This window comes from Mixta mediterraneensis (genome assembly GCF_014946725.1).
In the GTDB taxonomy this organism is placed as follows: Bacteria; Pseudomonadota; Gammaproteobacteria; order Enterobacterales; family Enterobacteriaceae; genus Pantoea; species Pantoea mediterraneensis.
In genome coordinates this window covers 245,548-262,519 of the sequence record NZ_JACFXY010000001.1, presented here as the reverse complement: position 1 = coordinate 262,519, position 16,972 = coordinate 245,548, and the positions used below count along the sequence as shown (strand labels likewise).

The following is a 16,972-nucleotide window of genomic DNA, read 5'->3' as shown; positions in this document are numbered from 1 at the left end:
CAAACTGTGATCTTCTCTGTCTCAAGTTCTCCAGCCGCAAGCCGTTAAATCGGATCAGGCAATTGCGCCGCACCAGGCTTGAGGGAACAAAGATGTTCAAAACAACCCAATCCCGCTTCACCGCAACACTCATCGCGTTCTTTATTTTGCTGATGTTGATTACCGTATTAGTGATCAACCAGTTTGTCGCACCACAGCTGATCCACAATGAAAGTCGGCTGGTGCGTTACCAGGTTAACTCGCTCGCCAGTAGCATCGTTGAACAGATGAACCGGGTGCAGGCGCAGCAACGTGCCATTACTGAAGCCGCATCCGTTATGGAAAGCGCCACCATCGAGACCGTGTTGCCTGCTCTGGTTAACCAATATCAAGACAGCAATGTCTTCGGCGGCGGCATCTGGCCGTTACCGAATCGCCGTGACGCAGACAAAGAGAAAGCCAGCAGCTTTTTTGCTCGTGATGCCAGTAATCAACTACGGGTAAACACTTACTGGAACTCAGAGGCGGCCGATAAATACTGGGAGCAGCCGTGGTATAAAGACGGTATGGCAGCGGCAAAAGGCCAGTGCGCCTGGGCAAAAGCGTATCAGGATGCCGCCAGCCCGCAGCCGCGTACTAACTGTGCCATGGCGATTTATCGCGGTGGCTCCGTATGGGGGGTTGCGACGATTGACGTCACCCTCGGCTTCTTTAATCAGTTAGCCAAGCAGATGGGCGAAGCGATCCACGGCAAGGTACTGATCGTTGAAGCCGACGGTAAAGTCGTCGGTAATGCCGCGCTGGTGGGCGCCACACCGAAGCTGGAGAACCTGGCCGACCTGAAAATGCCGATGGCCGCGCCGTTAAAGGCGATGCTGGCGGATGCCGGAACTCAACCAGCAGAAACCACTTTTGACAGCGACAATGGTCAGCAAAGCTTGTTGCTGCAAGCCATTCCTGGCAGCCCGTGGTATCTCGCCAGTAGCGTACCAACCAGTCTGTTGAATGCGCAATCCAACACGATGTTGACGTGTCTTGGTCTGGTGCAGATCCCGCTGGCGGCGATTTTGTTACTGGTGTTACTCGGTTTTGTGCGCACTATGATGAAACGCCTTAATGTGCTGAATAAAAATATCGAAGCGTTATCGATGGGAGGCGCCGATTTAACCCAGCGTTTGCCCGCCAGCAGCAGCCCAGAGTTCAACGCGGTGGCACAAAGCTTCAACCAGTTTATTAGCTACCTGCAAGGGCTGATGCGCCAGGTGGGTGAAAGTGCGCTGACGATTAGCGCAGCCTCGCGTGAAATCGCCAGCGGCAACGCCAATCTGTCGTCGCGTACGGAAGATCAGGCCAGTTCGATTGTCGAAACGGCGGCATCCATGGAGCAACTGACCGGCACGGTACGTCAAAACGCGGATAATGCGACTCACGCCAACCAACTGGCAGACGATGCGTCAAAAGTCGCGGCGCGTGGCACCGACGTGGTAGGTCAGGTGGTCAGCACCATGGGCGAGATCCATCACTCGTCACGTAAAGTCGTAGATATTATTAGCGTCATCGACAGCATTGCATTCCAGACCAATATTCTCGCACTGAACGCGGCGGTAGAGGCGGCGCGAGCCGGTGAACAAGGCCGCGGCTTCGCAGTGGTGGCGTCAGAAGTGCGTAACCTGGCGCAACGCTCGGCGAATTCGGCGCGTGAAATCAAAAAGCTCATTGAAGAGTCGGTAGCCAATATCGATACCGGTAGCCAGCTGGTAGAGCAGGCGGGTAACACCATGGATGAGCTGATGCAGGGCGTCAGTAGCGTGACCACATTAATAGGTGAAATCATGTCGGCCAGTCGGGAGCAGAGTATGGGTATTGAGCAGGTTAACGTCGCCATTACTCAGCTGGACGGCACCACGCAGCAGAACGCCGTCCTGGTTGAGCAGGTTTCTGCCGCCGCTCAGGCAATGGAAACGCAAAGCGTGCAGCTGGAATCAATAGTGCAAAGCTTCAGGCTGTAATTGTTTCAACAGGTCAGCTATCCCGCTGGCCTGAATAACGTTCCCCATCCGCAAGCCGTGGCTGATACGGCCTCCTCAGAAAAAGCACGATTTTATGCGCTGCAAACCCCACATCCTGTGCCAAAATAGTTAGGATTAATCGCAAGGAACCGACATGTCTGTTATTGAAGTTATCCTCGTCGACCATCTTGATCGCCCCACTGGCAAAATGGAAAAGCTGGAAGTGCATGAGAAGGGATTATTACATCGTGCGGTAACGGTTTATGTATTCAACTCCCGGCATGAGTTGCTGCTGCAGCGTCGCGCCAGCAATAAATATCACTGCGGTGGATTATGGAGCAACACCTGCTGCGGTCATCCTTATCCGCATGAATCAACGCAGGATGCGGCTGAACGTCGCCTGCGTGAAGAGATGGGGATGAATGTCTCGCTAACGCCGATATTTGAGTTGAGCTACAACCTGCCGCTGAGCAATGGACTGACCGAACACGAATACGGGCACGTCTTTTTTGCCGTCTGCGATGAAATGCCGAATCTTAATCCGCAGGAAGCGGATGCGTTTGACTATCGTTCGGTTCAGGAAATCCAGCAGCAAATGACGCAGAATCCGCAACAGTTCACGCCGTGGTTTTTATATACCTTTCCGCGTATCCCGGCCTGTCTCGACGCGTTTAGCTTTCCTGCTTCATAAAAAGCCGCACCTCATTGGGTGCGGCCTGTCGCTTACTGATTAAAATCTTCCGCATCCACATCATAGCCTGACGGTTCCCTGCGAATCGCCAGCAGTGCCAGTAAGCCGGCCAGCGGAGCCAGGAAGATCACCCAAAACACGCCGGTACCCAACGCGGCGACTAACACCGGGAACAGAAACAGGGATACCGTTGAGCTGCCGCGCATCAACGTTTGGTTAAATCCGACTCCTACGCCACGCAGTGACGTCGGGTAACTCAGTGAAGCAAACGTCATGGTATGCGAACCTGGACCAAAGCCCTGGCCAAACAGGAACAGCGCCAGCATAGCGATAGCCAGTGCCGCTTCCTGGCCGCCTTCCGGGCGACCGATTAAGGCCAGCCCCAGCAGCGCAATACATTGACAGCTATAACCCACCACCGACATCTTCCACGCACCGAGACGCGGCACCAGACGTACCGCAAGCACCCCACCGATAAAGGCAAACAGCAGGTTCAGCGCCAGCGAAACCAAAATTGTGGTTAGCATAGACTGGGCAAAGAAACTGGAAATAATCACCGGCAGGCCAAAAGCCACTGCGTTATAAGCAAACGACGATGCAATCGAGGTGATGGTAGCCAGCAGGGTACGACGCAGATAGATGCCCTGTAACAGCGCGCTATAGTTGCGCCAGCTGGCGCGGCGTGCGGGTTTTTCTGGCGTCAGGGATGCATCTTTCGCCACCTGGGCATTAATATTCCACGCGCTACGCAGGATACTGGCGGCTCCTTGCAAATCGCCCTGATTAGCAGCCCAAACCGGCGATTCGCTCATATAGCGGCTGCGAATGGCGATGATCAGAATCGCGGGCACGGCGCCGAAACCAAGGATTAAGCGCCACAGCCAGTCGGCGTGACTTTCCGGCAAGACGCCGTACAGCAGCAGCACCAGCAGATAAGAGATACTGATGGCGGCGTACCAGGTTGGACACCACATCGCCACGCTGGCGGCTTTATTGCCTTTGCCACGCAGCTTCGAAAATTCCGCCAGGAATGCCATCGCCACCGGTAGATCAATGCCAACGCCCAATCCCATCACAAAGCGAGCGCCACCAAGCACGTATTCATTCGGCGCAAAGGCACAAGCCAGCGCGGCCACTACAAAGAAAAACATGTCGGCCATAAATACACGATAACGGCCGATTTTGTCGGTGAGGTAGCCACCAATCAACGCACCAACAATCGCGCCGAAGGTGATGGATGAGGCCACCAAACCCGTGCCGGTCGGAGACAGATTAAATTCCCGCGCCATATCTTTGATACCGAACGCCAGCGCGCCCAAATCGTAGGCATCGAGAAATACCCCGCCGAGGGCGATAGCCACCACGATGCGTGCGTTATTACGGGCGTTATCGCTATGATTGATCAGATTTGAAACGTCTGACGCGCTGCGGATCCATTGCGTTTCGCCCGTAGGCGCGCTCCCTGCTGTTGCCACATGGGCTGAAGATGTTAAGTCGGACATGATGTTGTCTGTTCTTATTAAACTGGGTAAGCAGAATAATCTGCGGACGTCTAGACGTAAATTCCATTCAGTTATAAGTCAGATCCCAATGGTCTGAAACTGTTAACCGAATCAATGATCGTCTGTCACGCAACGGCAGTGCCAGGCTACGCTTTTAATGCATATGACTAAAAGCTCTCTTTCTAAGAACAAGGAATACGTAATGAAAAAAATTCAGGGGTGGATAAGCATCAGTGCGCTGTTACTGAGCCTGGGCGTCGCCCATGCGGCCGATCCGGTGCGCGTAGGCTCCAAAATCGATACTGAAGGTTCGCTGCTGGGTAACATCATTTTGCAGGTGCTGGAAAATCATGGCGTCAAAACCATAAACAAAATTCAGTTAGGTAATACACAAGTTGTACGCGGTGCGATTACCGCCGGTGAGCTGGATATTTACCCGGAATACACTGGCAATGGCGCTTTCTTCTTTAATGATGAGAAAGACAGCGCCTGGAAAAATGCTCAACAGGGCTACGAAAAAGTAAAAAAACTGGATGCCGAAAAAAACCATCTGATCTGGTTAACGCCTGCGCCCGCTAATAATACCTGGACGATTGCGGTGCGTAACGATCTCGCCGCTAAAAATCAGTTGAAATCACTGGACGATCTCAGCGGCTATCTGAAAAAAGGCGGCACTTTCAAACTGGCAGCGTCGGCTGAATTTATTGAACGCGGCGATACGTTACCGGCGTTTGAAAAAGCCTACGGTTTTCACCTCAAGCAGGATCAGCTGCTGTCACTGGCAGGCGGCGATACGGCAGTCACGATCAGTGCAGCCGCACAGCAAACCTCGGGCGTCAACGCGGCAATGGCATACGGTACTGATGGCCCGGTTGCGGCGCTGGGTTTACAAACGCTGAGCGATCCAAAAGGGGTGCAGCCCATTTATGCCCCCACGCCGGTGATCCGTGAAGCGGTACTCAAAGCCTACCCGGAGGCAGGCAACTGGCTAAAACCGGTTTTTAGCGCGCTGGACGAGAAAACGCTGCAACAGCTTAACGCCAAAATTGCCGTGGACGGACAAGATGCCAGCAGCGTAGCAACGCAATGGCTGCAACAGAAGAAGCTGCTGTAGCGATGTTTTTATCGCGGGATGCGATGTATCGGCCACGCCATTCACCGGTTGCGCTGCTGCTGGTCATAATGATCGTCATCAGCCTGACGGGCTTACCGTTTCTCAACTATGCCGCCAACCGTCTGGTTGCCGGGCAAGCGCTGATGCTGTGGCAAACCAGCCATGCGGCGGTACTGCTCTTACCGCTGGCGCTGCTGATTGTGCTGCTGTGGTGTAAACCGGCGCGCGTGACGCTGCTGTTATCGCTGCTTGCCGGCGAGTTGCTGCTGGCGGGGATGATTTGGCTGAGCGGTAATCAGGCGGCACTGATGGCGAGTCAGGGGAGTCCGCTGGCACGAACCAGTTTTGCCAGCGGCATGTGGTGCGCCAGCGGATTAACGCTGTTGCTGATGACAGACGTGATACGACGATATACTCGCCATAGCCTCGCCCGGCTGCTGCTGAATATTCAGGTATGGATTATTCCGGTAATACTGCTGACGAGCGGCACGCTCGATCACCTCTCGCTGCTAAAAGAGTATGCCAATCGCCAGTCAGTATTTGATGCGGCTTTAATGCGGCATTTGGCGCTGCTCGGCGGCACGTTGTTGCCTGCGGTGATTATCGCGCTGCCACTGGGGGTGGTGCTCTACCGTCGGACCCGCTGGCAAGGCAGCGTATTCAGCGTACTTAACGTTATTCAGACCGTGCCGTCGGTGGCGCTGTTCGCCCTGCTGATCGCGCCGCTGGCGGGCCTGGTAAAACGCTTTCCGTGGCTGGGCGCGTGGGGGGTTAGCGGTATCGGCATGGCGCCTGCGCTCATTGCGCTGGTGCTGTATGCCTTGCTGCCTCTGGTGCGTAGCGTGGTGGTGGGGCTACAGCAGGTGCCGCACGATGTGCGTGAAAGTGCACGCGGCATGGGCATGGGCGAGCGACAACAGTTTTTTGCCGTTGATATACCGCTGGCGCTGCCGGTGTGGCTGGCCGGTTTGCGCGTGGTGGTGGTGCAAACGCTGGGAATGGCGGTGGTTGCCGCGCTGACTGGCGCGGGCGGCTTTGGCGCCATTATTTTTCAGGGTCTGTTAAGCAGCGCACTTGATTTGGTGCTGCTGGGTGTCATACCGGTTATTGCGCTGGCGGTAGCCATTGATGCTCTGTTCCGGCTGCTGATCTCTCTGCTGGAGAAAAAAGATGATTCAGTTTGATAACGTGAGTAAGTATTTCTCCGGTAAAGCGGCAGTGAAAAACCTGTCATTGCAAATAGATAAAGGCGAATTTAGCGTGCTGCTTGGCACATCGGGTTCAGGGAAATCCACCACGCTAAAAATGATTAACCGGCTGGTTGAAGCTGATGAAGGGGAAATCCGTTTTGCGGGTGAGGCGATTCGTCAGTTAGATGCGCGGATGCTGCGCCGCCGCATGGGGTATGCCATCCAGTCCATCGGCCTGTTTCCGCACTGGACGGTGGAAAAAAATATCGCCACCGTGCCCGCGCTGCTCGGCTGGTCAAAAAAACGGGTGCGCGAACGTGTCGAGGAGCTGTTCAGCCTGCTTAACCTGGACCTTCCGCTGCTGCGCCGCTATCCGCACCAGCTTTCCGGCGGGCAACAGCAGCGCGTCGGCGTGGCGCGCGCACTGGCCGCCGATCCTGAAGTATTGCTGATGGACGAACCTTTCGGTGCGCTCGATCCGGTGACACGCAGTGCGCTGCAACAGGAAATGTTGCGCATTCATCGCTTATCGGGACGCACCATTGTCCTGGTCACTCATGATATTGACGAAGCGCTGACGCTGGCAGATAACATTGTGCTGATGGATGACGGCGAAATTGTTCAGCAGGGTAAGCCGGTTGAGTTGCTGACTCAGCCCAAAAATGACTTTGTGCGCGACTTCTTGGGGCGAAGCGAAATGGGCGTGCGGCTATTGGCGCTGGGCCAGGCAGGTAACGCGGCGCGGCGCGGTGAATGGCTGGAGGGCGAACCGATTATGGCGGGTCTGACGCTACGCGAAGCGTTATCGCAATTTATTACCCGTCGCACCGACAAGTTGCCGGTCGTTGACGATCAGCAAAAACCCCTTGGCGTGCTGCACTTCACCGATTTACTCAATTTGCGTGAGGGCGTGCAATGCGTTGGCTGAAAGATCCGCTGCTGTGGCTGATGATTTTTTATCTCGCTCTGCTCAGCGCCATGCCGTACAGCGGGCCGCTGTTTGCGCACTGGTTTCCAGAACTGGCGCGCCCGCTCTATCAGCAGGACAGTTTTTGGCAGCTAACACTGGCACACCTTTTTCTGGTTGTCACGGCAAGCCTGCTGGCGATTGTGACTGGCGTAACTAGCGGTATATTAGTGACGCGTCGCCACGGACGCGCTTTCCGCCCGTTAATGGAGACGATAGTGGCTGCCGGACAAACCGTTCCCCCGGTGGCAGTTTTAGCTATTGCCGTACCGGTGATGGGATTTGGTGCCTGGCCTGCGGTGATAGCGCTGCTGCTGTATGGATTATTGCCGATTCTCCAGGGAACGCTGGCCGGTATTGACAGCGTGCCCGCCAGCAGCCGTGAAATCGCTCAAGGCGTCGGCATGAGTGGCTGGCAACGTTTATGGCAGGTGGAATTAGCGCTGGCGGCGCCCGTGATCATCGCGGGTGTACGGACTTCGGTGATTATCAATATTGGCACTGCCGCGATCGCTTCAACCGTCGGCGCAAAAAGTCTCGGTTCGCCGGTCATCATCGGTCTGAGCGGCTTTAATACCGCTTACGTGATTCAGGGAGCATTGCTGGTAGCGCTGTTAGCGATTGTCAGCGATCGCCTGTTTGAGCGCTTGCAGCGTTGGTTTAGTTTGCGTGGACAATAATGCTGTAGCCCACCAGCATCAATCCGCCGGTGCCACCAACGGCCATGATGAAAAACAGTGTTGCGAAGAAAATTTTTTGCCAGTTCATGCAGAAGCCTGAGTGTGTAACATGGAGCGGGGAATAATAGCGCGCGCAAGGGAACAGGCAAAGCGCCCAGCGTGCGTTTTTGTTATCAAAGCGTTTCGTGCAGGCGTACCGGGTAACCTTGTTCTTCCCAGCGGGCCAAATGTTCCTGTTGACGTCGCGTCAGCTTTTTGCCGGTCCAGACAAACATATTCAAACCCGGAAACAGCTCCGGGCGCGGCAAATTAAGAGGCTCAGCAAGCACATCAATGCGCTAGCCAAACTGGGAAAGACGCCAGCCTTCAAGCCAGATACGCGTACGATCGTCAATGCCCCAGCCAACAATCACGGCATCTTTACCGGCTTTTTTACGGCCTGAAGCGAGACAAAAAGCAATGTAATCAATCAATGCGCCGTCAAGCAAACTGCACAGGGGGCGGGCGGTATTCTGATCCAGCCCGAGCTTTTGACGCACCGGCATAAAAACGTGATCGATCAAGCCATCAACCGGGTATTCACGGCCAATTTGCGAAATTTTATTACGTAACTTTGACGGGCGAACGTGGCGTAACACGCTAACCAGCTCATCCTGCAGAGAAGTCCAGCTGTCATGCGCCTCAATATCACTGCCTTCCAGCAACGCTTTAACTTTGCCCACCGGCACACCGCTTTCAATCCAGCGTTTGATCTCTTCAATGCGATTTATATCTTTTTCATCAAACTGACGATGCCCGCCTTCAGAGCGTTGTGGCTTCAGCAGACCGTAGCGTCTTTGCCATGCGCGCAACGTTACCGGGTTGATCCCACAGCGTTCGGCCACATCACCGATACTTAAGGTCATACTTTCCTCTTTGTGGCGACCTGATTCGAAACACCATAACCAGGCAGGATAAGCCGGACAATAGTTTCCTGACTGTACAACGTGTTGCCAGGCTTATCTTTAGCCTACTCTCATTTATGAGAATAAAATCTCATAAATGAGCAGGGATTATGCAGAATCAGGAGACGAAACGACGCTTAGCGGCTCGTCTGACAGCGCTCAGTCTACAATGCGGCTGTCGTTCAATGAGCTGTCAACCGCAACCAGAATAAGCCGGGCGTCATTATTGCGCATTGAGCGCAGTGAGGCCAGCCCAACAGCCGCGCTGCGTTGGGCTTTCTATGTCGCATCTGTTGAGCGGAGTGGAGGCGCAGAGAAATAGAAATCGGCTGCTTACGCGTGACCAGCCGCCAGTCTGCCAGAATGAAACAGCGATTTCCTTCGCCGTAACGTATCGCCCCCGCCATCCACTTTCACTGTGAGCGGGCAGGGGGCACGGCTGCATCCCGGCGCGCATATTGATGATGACGCATCACTGCAAGATGGAATGGAACAGCCTGTCTGGCTGTGCGAAGACGGCCTGACCTTCAGCATAAAAGTACTGCAGGGGACATTAAAAGCGGACGACTGTTTACGTTTTCATTTAGCAGGCAAGCCCTCTTTTGCTGCACATCTGACAGACGGTGCACGCTATTTATCGGCGAGATACCATGACGGATCAGGAAAAACACAGGCGCGACAGCGACACGCTGTTTTGCCGACGGCATCTGCAAGGGCTTATTGCGGTTGATAACTACCCCTGGCTTGAGGATTTTACGCGACGAAAAAAACACAGCGAAAGCTGACGTAGCCCGGATACTGTGTAAAAATACAGGCAATTTTTTCTGCGGGTAACAAGATAATGGCCCTGACAGCAGCATTAAAAAGTCAGATAGCGCAGTGGTATAAAGCGCTGCAGCAACAGGTGCCTGACTTTATTCCCCGCCCGCCGCAGCGACAGATGATTGCTGCGGTGGCGAAATGCCTGGCGGGTGACGATGGCCGTCATCTGGCGGTTGAAGCGCCAACCGGCGTCGGTAAAACGCTCTCCTATTTAATTCCTGGCATCGCCGTCAGCCGGGCTGAAGAGAAGCGGCTGGTGATAAGCACGGCGAATGTAGCGTTACAGGACCAGATCTTCACTAAGGATCTGCCGTTACTGAAGAAAATTATCCCCGATCTTACCTTTACCGCTGCCTTTGGTCGCGGTCGCTATATTTGTCCGCGCAATTTAGCGGCAATGGCCGCAGATGACGATCAGCAGGGCGATCTCCTGTTGTATCTGGATGATGAGGCGATCAGCAGCACCAAAGAAGAGCAAATCCAGTGTGGACGTTTGCAAAAATCCCTTGAGCGTTATCAGTGGGACGGTTTGCGCGATCACAGCGAAGAGAACGTCAGCGATAGCTTGTGGCAGCGGCTTTCTACCGATAAAGCCAGCTGTCTGGGGGCGCATTGCCGCTGGTATCGCGAATGTCCATTTTTTGTGGCGCGTCGTGAAATCGAGCAGGTTGATGTGGTAGTGGCAAACCATGCGCTGGTTATGGCTGCGATGGAAAACGAATCGGTGTTGCCGCCCGCCAAACAGCTGATGTTGGTGCTTGATGAAGGACATCATTTACCTGAAGTCGCACGCGACGCGCTGGAGATGAGTGCTGATATTACCCCTGGCTGGAACAGCTTACAGCTCGATCTGTTTGTAAAATTAGTCGACGGCATTATGACGCAGATGCGGCCTAAATCGCCGCCGCCGCTGGCAAATCCTGAACGGCTTAAAGCTCATTGCGACGAATTACGTGAATTATTAACGATTATCAGTAACGCTTTAACGCCTTTATTACCGGCGCATAACCAGCCGGGTGAATACCGTTTCGTGCTTGGCGAGCTGCCACAGGAAATTCTGGAACTCTGTACCCAGTTATTCAGGCGCTGTGATGCGCTACGCGGTTTAAGCGAAGGGTTGATCAATGCCCTGAGCGAGCAAACCGGCAAAGTCGATATGGTGCGGCTGCACCGTAATCTCTTACAGCTCAACCGGCAGTTTGGCTGGTTTGAATCGGTGAGTAAGCTGTGGCGGCTGGCGGCGCTAGAGAAAGCGTCGGGCGCGCCGGGATCAAAGTGGATCACTCGCGAATTGCGTGATGGTCAGGCGCACCTGCTGTTTCACTGCGCGGGTATTCGCGTTAGCGATCAGCTTGAAAAAATGTTGTGGCGGAAGATCCCGCATGTGGTGGTGACGTCCGCTACGTTGCGTTCGCTGAACAGCTTTCATCGCCTGCAGGAAATGTCTGGCCTGAATGAGAAAGCGGGCGACCGTTTTGTCGCGCTTGCGTCGCCATTCAATCATGTCGATCAGGGCAAACTGGTGATACCGCAAATGCGTTACGAGCCGTTGATGGCCCATGAAGCGGAACACATTGCCGAAATGGCAGGGTTCTTCCGTCAGCAAATAGCAGAAGAGAAGCACAAAGGGATACTGGTGTTGTTTGCCAGCGGACGAGCCATGCAGCAATTTGTCGCCTGCCTGCCAGATTTACGGCTGACAATGCTGGTGCAGGGCGATCAGCCACGCAGTCGTTTGGTCGAACTGCACCGCAAGCGCGTAGAAAAGGGCGATACCAGTATTCTGATTGGCCTGCAGTCTTTTGCAGAAGGGCTGGATTTGAAAGGCGAGCTGCTGAGCCAGGTACATATTCATAAAATCGCTTTTCCCCCGGTGGACAGTCCGGTAATTTTAACCGAAGGCGAATGGCTAAAAAGCCTGAAGCGTTATCCGTTTGAGGTGCAGAGTTTACCCAGCGCTTCATTCACGCTGATTCAGCAGGTCGGCCGCTTGATCCGTAGCCATCAATGTTATGGCGAAATTGTCATTTACGATCGCCGTTTGTTGAGCAAGGCTTACGGCAGCCGGTTACTTGCGGCGCTGCCGGTGTTTCCTATTGTGCAGCCAGCAACACCCGAACATGCGGTAATAAAAAGCGCACCCACGCCAGCCGTGCGTAAAAAACGTCCCACGCGGCGCTAAAGGGCCGCGTACTTTAACGGAAGCGAGTGATGGAACTAAATAAAATTATTAAAGAGATCGGGCGTGGAAAAAATCACGCGCGTGACATCGATTTCGATAGCGCGGTCGCGCTTTACAGCGCGATGCTGGCCGGTGACGTGCCCGATCTTGAGCTGGGCGGTATTTTGATTGCGCTGCGTATTAAAGGCGAAGGCGAGGCCGAAATGCGCGGCTTTTACCAGGCGATGCAGGCACGGATGATGACGTTACGTGCACCAGCCAGTCGTCTGATGCCCGTTGTGCTTCCCAGTTATAACGGCGCACGCCGTCAGGGCAATTTGACGCCGTTACTGGCGCTGTTGCTGAACCAGCTTGGCTTCCCGGTGCTGATGCATGGCGTGAGCGACGATGCCACTCGCGTGACCAGCGAGGCGGTTTTTGCTGAACTTGGCGTGCAGCCGGTAACCACGCAATCACAGGCGCAGGCATGCCTGGACAACGGCAAGCTGGCGTTTATTACTATCGACAATCTTTGTCCGCCAATGGCGAAACAGCTTTCGCTGCGTTGGCGCATGGGCGTGCGTAACAGTGCGCATACGCTGGCAAAACTGGCGACACCCTTTGGTGAACGCGAGGCGCTGCGTTTGTCGAGCGTTTCTCATCCTGAATATGTGCCACGCGTGGGTCAGTTTTTCAGTGACATTAATGCGCCAGCCCTTCTGCTGAACGGCACCGAGGGTGAAGTGTATGCCAATCCGCTACGCTGTCCGGCAATCAGCTACGTTCACGGCGCAGCGGCACCAGCACAGATATGGGTTGAACGACAGCCAGAAGTTGCACTGGCATTGCCTGGCGATAAAACGGCAGCGGTAACGGCACGCTGGACTGAAGACGTACTGGCGAAACAGCGGAAGGTGCCAGAGGCGCTGCGTTTGCAGATTGCCTGCTGTTTACGCGCCAGCGGTCAGTGCGATTCGCTGGACGCGGGATTACAGCGCCTTAGCGACGTGGGCTACTAACGTCGGCTTTTGGCAGCGCTTTTTCTACCAGGGTCTGCCAAAATTCGATGCCCAGCGGGATCAAATCATCGTTAAAATCGTAGCGCGCGTTGTGTAACGGAGCAGAAGGCGTTTCGCCGTCGGCACCCAGCCAAAAATAGGCGCCAGGACAGGCTTCCATCATGCAGGCAAAATCTTCCGACGCCATCGACGGATTAACCTGCCATTTCACGCTCTCTGCGCCAAACATATCCCGCGCCACCGTGCGCACCTGTTCAGCCGGACCCGCATGATTTGCAGTGACCGGATACCCAGGCAACCACTCAATCTTCCCGCACACGCCAAACGGCTTTGGTAAGGTGCTGACAAAATTCCCGATCAGGCTGCGTACCCGATCACGCACATCGGTTTGCAAACAGCGCACCGTGCCGCGCAGCACAATTTGCTCCGGGATAACATTGATGGCTTCGCCCCCGTGAATTTGGGTCACGCTCACCACGGCAGATGCCAGCGGTGACAGACGACGCGAAGGAATGGTTTGCAGCGCCAGAATTAATTCAGCGGCTACCACCATCGGATCGGCACCACTTTCTGGCATCGCCGCGTGGCAACTTTTGCCGTTGAGCGTGATTTCAAACGAGTCGAGCGAAGCCATCATCGCGCCCGGATTCACCGCCAGCGTGCCGAGCGGCATACCCGGCCAGTTATGCATGGCGTAGACCGCATCCATCGGAAAGCGCTGGAACAGTCCTTCTTCCACCATTTTGCGCGCACCGCCGAGGTTTTCTTCGGCAGGCTGAAAAATAAAATGCACCGTGCCGCTGAACTGACGCGTTGCGGCTAGCTGTCTGGCGGCTGCGAGCAGAATCGCGGTGTGGCCATCGTGTCCACAGGCATGCATGACGCCAGGCTGTGAGGAGCGCCATGGCACGTCGCCTTTTTCCGTAATCGGTAAGGCATCCATATCCGCCCGCAGGCCAATCACCGGCCCCGGACCGTTCTCCAGCGTGCCGATCACAGCCGTACCTGCTAAGCCGCGAAATACGCGCAGTCCAGCGACTTCGAGCTGTTGAGCGACAATATCGCTGGTTTTATGCTCCTGGTAGCCAAGTTCAGGCTCCTGGTGAAACTGGTGGCGCCAGCGCAGGGCATCTTCAAGCAGGGCAGGGGAAAGGGTCATGCAGAAACGCGCTCCTTACGGATTGAGGAGATTTCACTTTAGTGGTCTGACACGCGCACGTCTATTGCCGAAACGGTTAAGAACCTATCCCAAAAGGAATTGTCAGATCGTAAATAATGGCAATTTTTGAGGGCGAAGTATGGCGGGCAACAAGTGGCAGATCAGCGATGAACTCTGGGAGAAAATGGCTCCACTTCTCCCGGAACATAAAACCCACCATCCGCTGGGCACGCATCGTAGACGTGTTGATAATCGTGCCGCAATGAACGCCATTTTCTTTGTGCTCAGAACCGGTTGCCAATGGAATGCCCTGAATGCCTCGGATATTTGCTCATCCAGCTCAGCCCACCGCCGCTTTCAGGAATGGCGGGATGCTGGAGTATTTGAACGCTTCTGGCAAAACGGGCTGCTTGCCTGCGAGAAGCGGGATGCCATTGACTGGTCATGGTTGTCGATGGATGGCTGCATGACAAAATCGCCCCTTGCAGGCTCAAAAAAACAGGTCGCAACCCGACTGACAGGGGGAAGCAGGGAGTAAAGCGGAGCCTGATGACCGACGGGAACGGGCTTCCGCTCTCGCTGGCTGTCGCAGGGGCAAATACCCACGACATAAAACTGGTTGAAGATACGCTGGACGCGCTACAGACCGGCAGGCCGGGTCGCAGGCTGCATCTGTGTATGGACAAAGGCTATGAGGCTGAATGGGTGGAAATTTGTTTGAAAGCTCGTCGTTATGAACCTCATATCCAGTCGGGGAAAGAGGAGTCTGAGGCAATTAAAAACAGCGAGTTCAGGGCTCATCGTTGGGTTGTGGAAAGAACGCATAGCTGGATGAATCGCTTTCGCCGCATACTGACGCGATGGGAGAAGAAAGTCGAAAACTACGAGGCGATGCTGCATTTTGCTTGCAGCATCATTGTCTGGAATAAAATCCTTTTGGGATAGGTTCTAAATTTGGCTATAGGCTAAATCAAAATGGAATAAGTAATAAGGAAAGGGTGTACGCAGTTCCCCTTTCCCGCGCCGGGGAAAGGGGAGACGTCAGGTTTACGCCTGCATGGGTAATGTCAGCCCATGCTCTTTCGCGCAAGCCTGTGCCTGTTCATAGCCCGCATCGGCATGACGCATCACGCCAGTGGCGGGATCGTTCCACAATACACGACCCAAACGTGCATCAGCAGCTTCGCTGCCATCACACACAATGACTACGCCTGCGTGCTGCGAGAAACCCATACCTACGCCACCGCCGTGATGCAGGCTCACCCAGGTGGCACCGCCTGCGGTATTTAACAGCGCATTGAGCAGCGGCCAGTCAGAAACAGCATCGGAGCCGTCCTTCATCGCTTCGGTTTCGCGGTTTGGTGAAGCGACAGAACCGCAATCCAGATGATCGCGACCAATAACGACCGGCGCTTTGAGTTCGCCGTTGCGCACCATCTCGTTAAATGCCAGCCCGGCCAGGTGACGTTCTCCCAGGCCCAGCCAGCAAATGCGCGCCGGTAAGCCCTGGAAGGCGATACGTTCCTGCGCCATATCCAGCCAGCGGTGCAGGTTCTTGTTATGGGGGAACAACGCTTTTAGTCTGGCATCGGTTTTGTAAATATCTTCTGGATCGCCAGACAGCGCCACCCAGCGGAACGGGCCTTTGCCTTCACAGAACAGGGGACGAATATAGGCTGGCACGAAACCTGGGAAATCAAACGCATTTTTCACGCCTTCATCCAGCGCGACCTGGCGAATGTTGTTGCCGTAGTCCACGGTTGGAATACCCATGTGACAGAAGTCGAGCATCGCCTGTACGTGCACTGCCATAGAGGCGCGTGCGGCTTTTTCTACCGCTTTTGGCTGGCTGACGCGCTCTTGCTGCCAGCGGGCCAGATCCCAGCCAATCGGCAAATAACCATTAATCGGGTCATGCGCCGAGGTTTGGTCGGTCACAATGTCCGGTTTTGGTCCGCCTGCTTTAGCGCGTTTTACCAGCTCAGGCAGGATTTCCGCCGCGTTACCCAGCAGGCCCACGGTAATCGCTTTTTTCGCTTTGGTGGCTTCTTCGATCAGCGCCAGCGCCTCATCCAGCGAGGTGGCTTTATGATCAACGTAACGGGTACGCAAACGGAAATCGATGCGTGATTCCTGACACTCAATTGCCAGCACACAAGCCCCCGCTAATACACCCGCCAGCGGTTGCGCGCCTCCCATCCCGCCTAAATCCGCAGTCAAAATCCAGCGTCCACTGAGGTCATTGTTGTAATGCTGACGACCCGCTTCGACGAAAGTTTCATAAGTGCCTTGCACAATGCCCTGCGCGCCAATGTAGATCCACGAACCGGCGGTCATCTGGCCGTACATCATCAATCCGGCTTTATCCAGCTCGTGGAAATGGTCCCAGTTAGCCCAGTGCGGCACCAGATTCGAGTTTGCCAGCAAGACGCGTGGTGCATCGGCATGCGTACGGAAAACGCCAACCGGTTTGCCTGACTGAATCAGCAGCGTTTCATCCGGTTTTAATAGTTTCAGCGAGCGTAAGATCTGTTCGAAGCATTCCCAGTTGCGCGCCGCTTTACCAATGCCACCGTATACCACCAAATCTTCCGGGCGTTCGGCCACGTCAGGATCGAGATTGTTTTGGATCATGCGGTAGGCAGCTTCAATCAGCCAGTTAGCGCAATGCAGTTTATCACCATGTGGAGCACGGATTTCGCGTGCCACGGCCTGAGACAGAGTTTCGCTCATTA

12 protein-coding genes and 2 pseudogenes are annotated in these 16,972 nt (G+C 54.8%); 10 read left to right on the top strand and 4 right to left on the bottom strand.

Going from position 1 to position 16,972, the window contains the following annotated elements; genetic code table 11:
• The first annotated feature begins 92 nt into the window (after window positions 1-92).
• Window positions 93-1,988 carry a methyl-accepting chemotaxis protein gene (locus H2P46_RS01275; protein WP_193403391.1) on the top strand — a complete coding sequence of 632 codons (1,896 nt, stop codon included), beginning with the start codon at window positions 93-95 and terminating at the stop codon, window positions 1,986-1,988.
• 154 nt (window positions 1,989-2,142) lie between these two features.
• The gene (gene idi / locus H2P46_RS01270) at window positions 2,143-2,679 is read left to right on the top strand and encodes an isopentenyl-diphosphate Delta-isomerase (RefSeq protein WP_193403390.1); all 537 of its coding nucleotides are present in this window, start codon (window positions 2,143-2,145) and stop codon (window positions 2,677-2,679) included.
• 32 nt (window positions 2,680-2,711) lie between these two features.
• Here idi and H2P46_RS01265 read toward each other — a convergent pair whose 3' ends face one another.
• Window positions 2,712-4,181, bottom strand: coding sequence for an MFS transporter (locus H2P46_RS01265; protein ID WP_193403389.1), 1,470 nt, complete (start codon window positions 4,179-4,181; stop codon window positions 2,712-2,714).
• 202 nt (window positions 4,182-4,383) lie between these two features.
• Here H2P46_RS01265 and osmF point away from each other — a divergent pair, with 202 nt between their 5' ends.
• The 4 genes from osmF to H2P46_RS01245 are packed head-to-tail and all read left to right on the top strand — an operon-like array spanning window position 4,384 to window position 8,132.
• A complete protein-coding gene (gene osmF, locus H2P46_RS01260; RefSeq protein ID WP_193403388.1) occupies window positions 4,384-5,295 on the top strand; it encodes a glycine betaine ABC transporter substrate-binding protein OsmF in 912 nt (303 codons plus the stop codon).
• Between the two features lie 2 nt (window positions 5,296-5,297).
• Window positions 5,298-6,479, top strand: coding sequence for an ABC transporter permease (locus H2P46_RS01255; RefSeq protein ID WP_275092414.1), 1,182 nt, complete (start codon window positions 5,298-5,300; stop codon window positions 6,477-6,479).
• Window positions 6,466-7,413, top strand: coding sequence for an ABC transporter ATP-binding protein (locus tag H2P46_RS01250; protein ID WP_193403387.1), 948 nt, complete (start codon window positions 6,466-6,468; stop codon window positions 7,411-7,413). The genes H2P46_RS01255 and H2P46_RS01250 overlap by 14 nt, the downstream gene beginning before the upstream one ends.
• Window positions 7,401-8,132 carry an ABC transporter permease gene (locus H2P46_RS01245; protein ID WP_193403386.1) on the top strand — a complete coding sequence of 244 codons (732 nt, stop codon included), beginning with the start codon at window positions 7,401-7,403 and terminating at the stop codon, window positions 8,130-8,132. The genes H2P46_RS01250 and H2P46_RS01245 overlap by 13 nt, the downstream gene beginning before the upstream one ends.
• Window positions 8,133-8,305: 173 nt before the next feature.
• Here H2P46_RS01245 and H2P46_RS01240 read toward each other — a convergent pair.
• A pseudogene (locus H2P46_RS01240) lies at window positions 8,306-9,037 on the bottom strand (MerR family transcriptional regulator).
• A gap of 689 nt (window positions 9,038-9,726) precedes the next feature.
• Between H2P46_RS01240 and H2P46_RS23225 the strand changes: the two are divergent.
• The 3 genes from H2P46_RS23225 to ybiB are packed head-to-tail and all read left to right on the top strand — an operon-like array spanning window position 9,727 to window position 13,078.
• Window positions 9,727-9,861: a hypothetical protein gene (locus H2P46_RS23225; RefSeq protein ID WP_275092417.1), complete on the top strand. Its 135-nt coding sequence runs from the start codon at window positions 9,727-9,729 to the stop codon at window positions 9,859-9,861.
• Between the two features lie 56 nt (window positions 9,862-9,917).
• Window positions 9,918-12,080 (top strand): ATP-dependent DNA helicase DinG, encoded by a 2,163-nt coding sequence (dinG, locus tag H2P46_RS01235; RefSeq protein ID WP_193403385.1) that lies wholly within the window; start codon window positions 9,918-9,920, stop codon window positions 12,078-12,080.
• Window positions 12,081-12,109: 29 nt separating this feature from the next.
• Window positions 12,110-13,078, top strand: a complete 969-nt coding sequence (gene ybiB / locus H2P46_RS01230; RefSeq protein WP_193403384.1) for a DNA-binding protein YbiB — start codon at window positions 12,110-12,112, stop codon at window positions 13,076-13,078.
• On the opposite strand, the gene H2P46_RS01225 is transcribed toward ybiB, so the two are convergent.
• Window positions 13,059-14,237 (bottom strand): M20 aminoacylase family protein, encoded by a 1,179-nt coding sequence (locus tag H2P46_RS01225; RefSeq protein ID WP_193403383.1) that lies wholly within the window; start codon window positions 14,235-14,237, stop codon window positions 13,059-13,061. The genes ybiB and H2P46_RS01225 overlap by 20 nt on opposite strands.
• 139 nt (window positions 14,238-14,376) lie before the next feature.
• On the opposite strand from H2P46_RS01225, the pseudogene H2P46_RS01220 reads away from it, so the two are divergent.
• Window positions 14,377-15,182: pseudogene (locus H2P46_RS01220) on the top strand (IS5 family transposase).
• 102 nt (window positions 15,183-15,284) lie between these two features.
• Here the strand turns inward: H2P46_RS01220 and hutU are convergent.
• On the bottom strand, window positions 15,285-16,970 hold the full coding sequence (hutU, locus tag H2P46_RS01215; protein ID WP_193403381.1) for a urocanate hydratase: 1,686 nt from the start codon (window positions 16,968-16,970) through the stop codon (window positions 15,285-15,287).
• Between the last annotated feature and the right edge of the window lie 2 nt (window positions 16,971-16,972).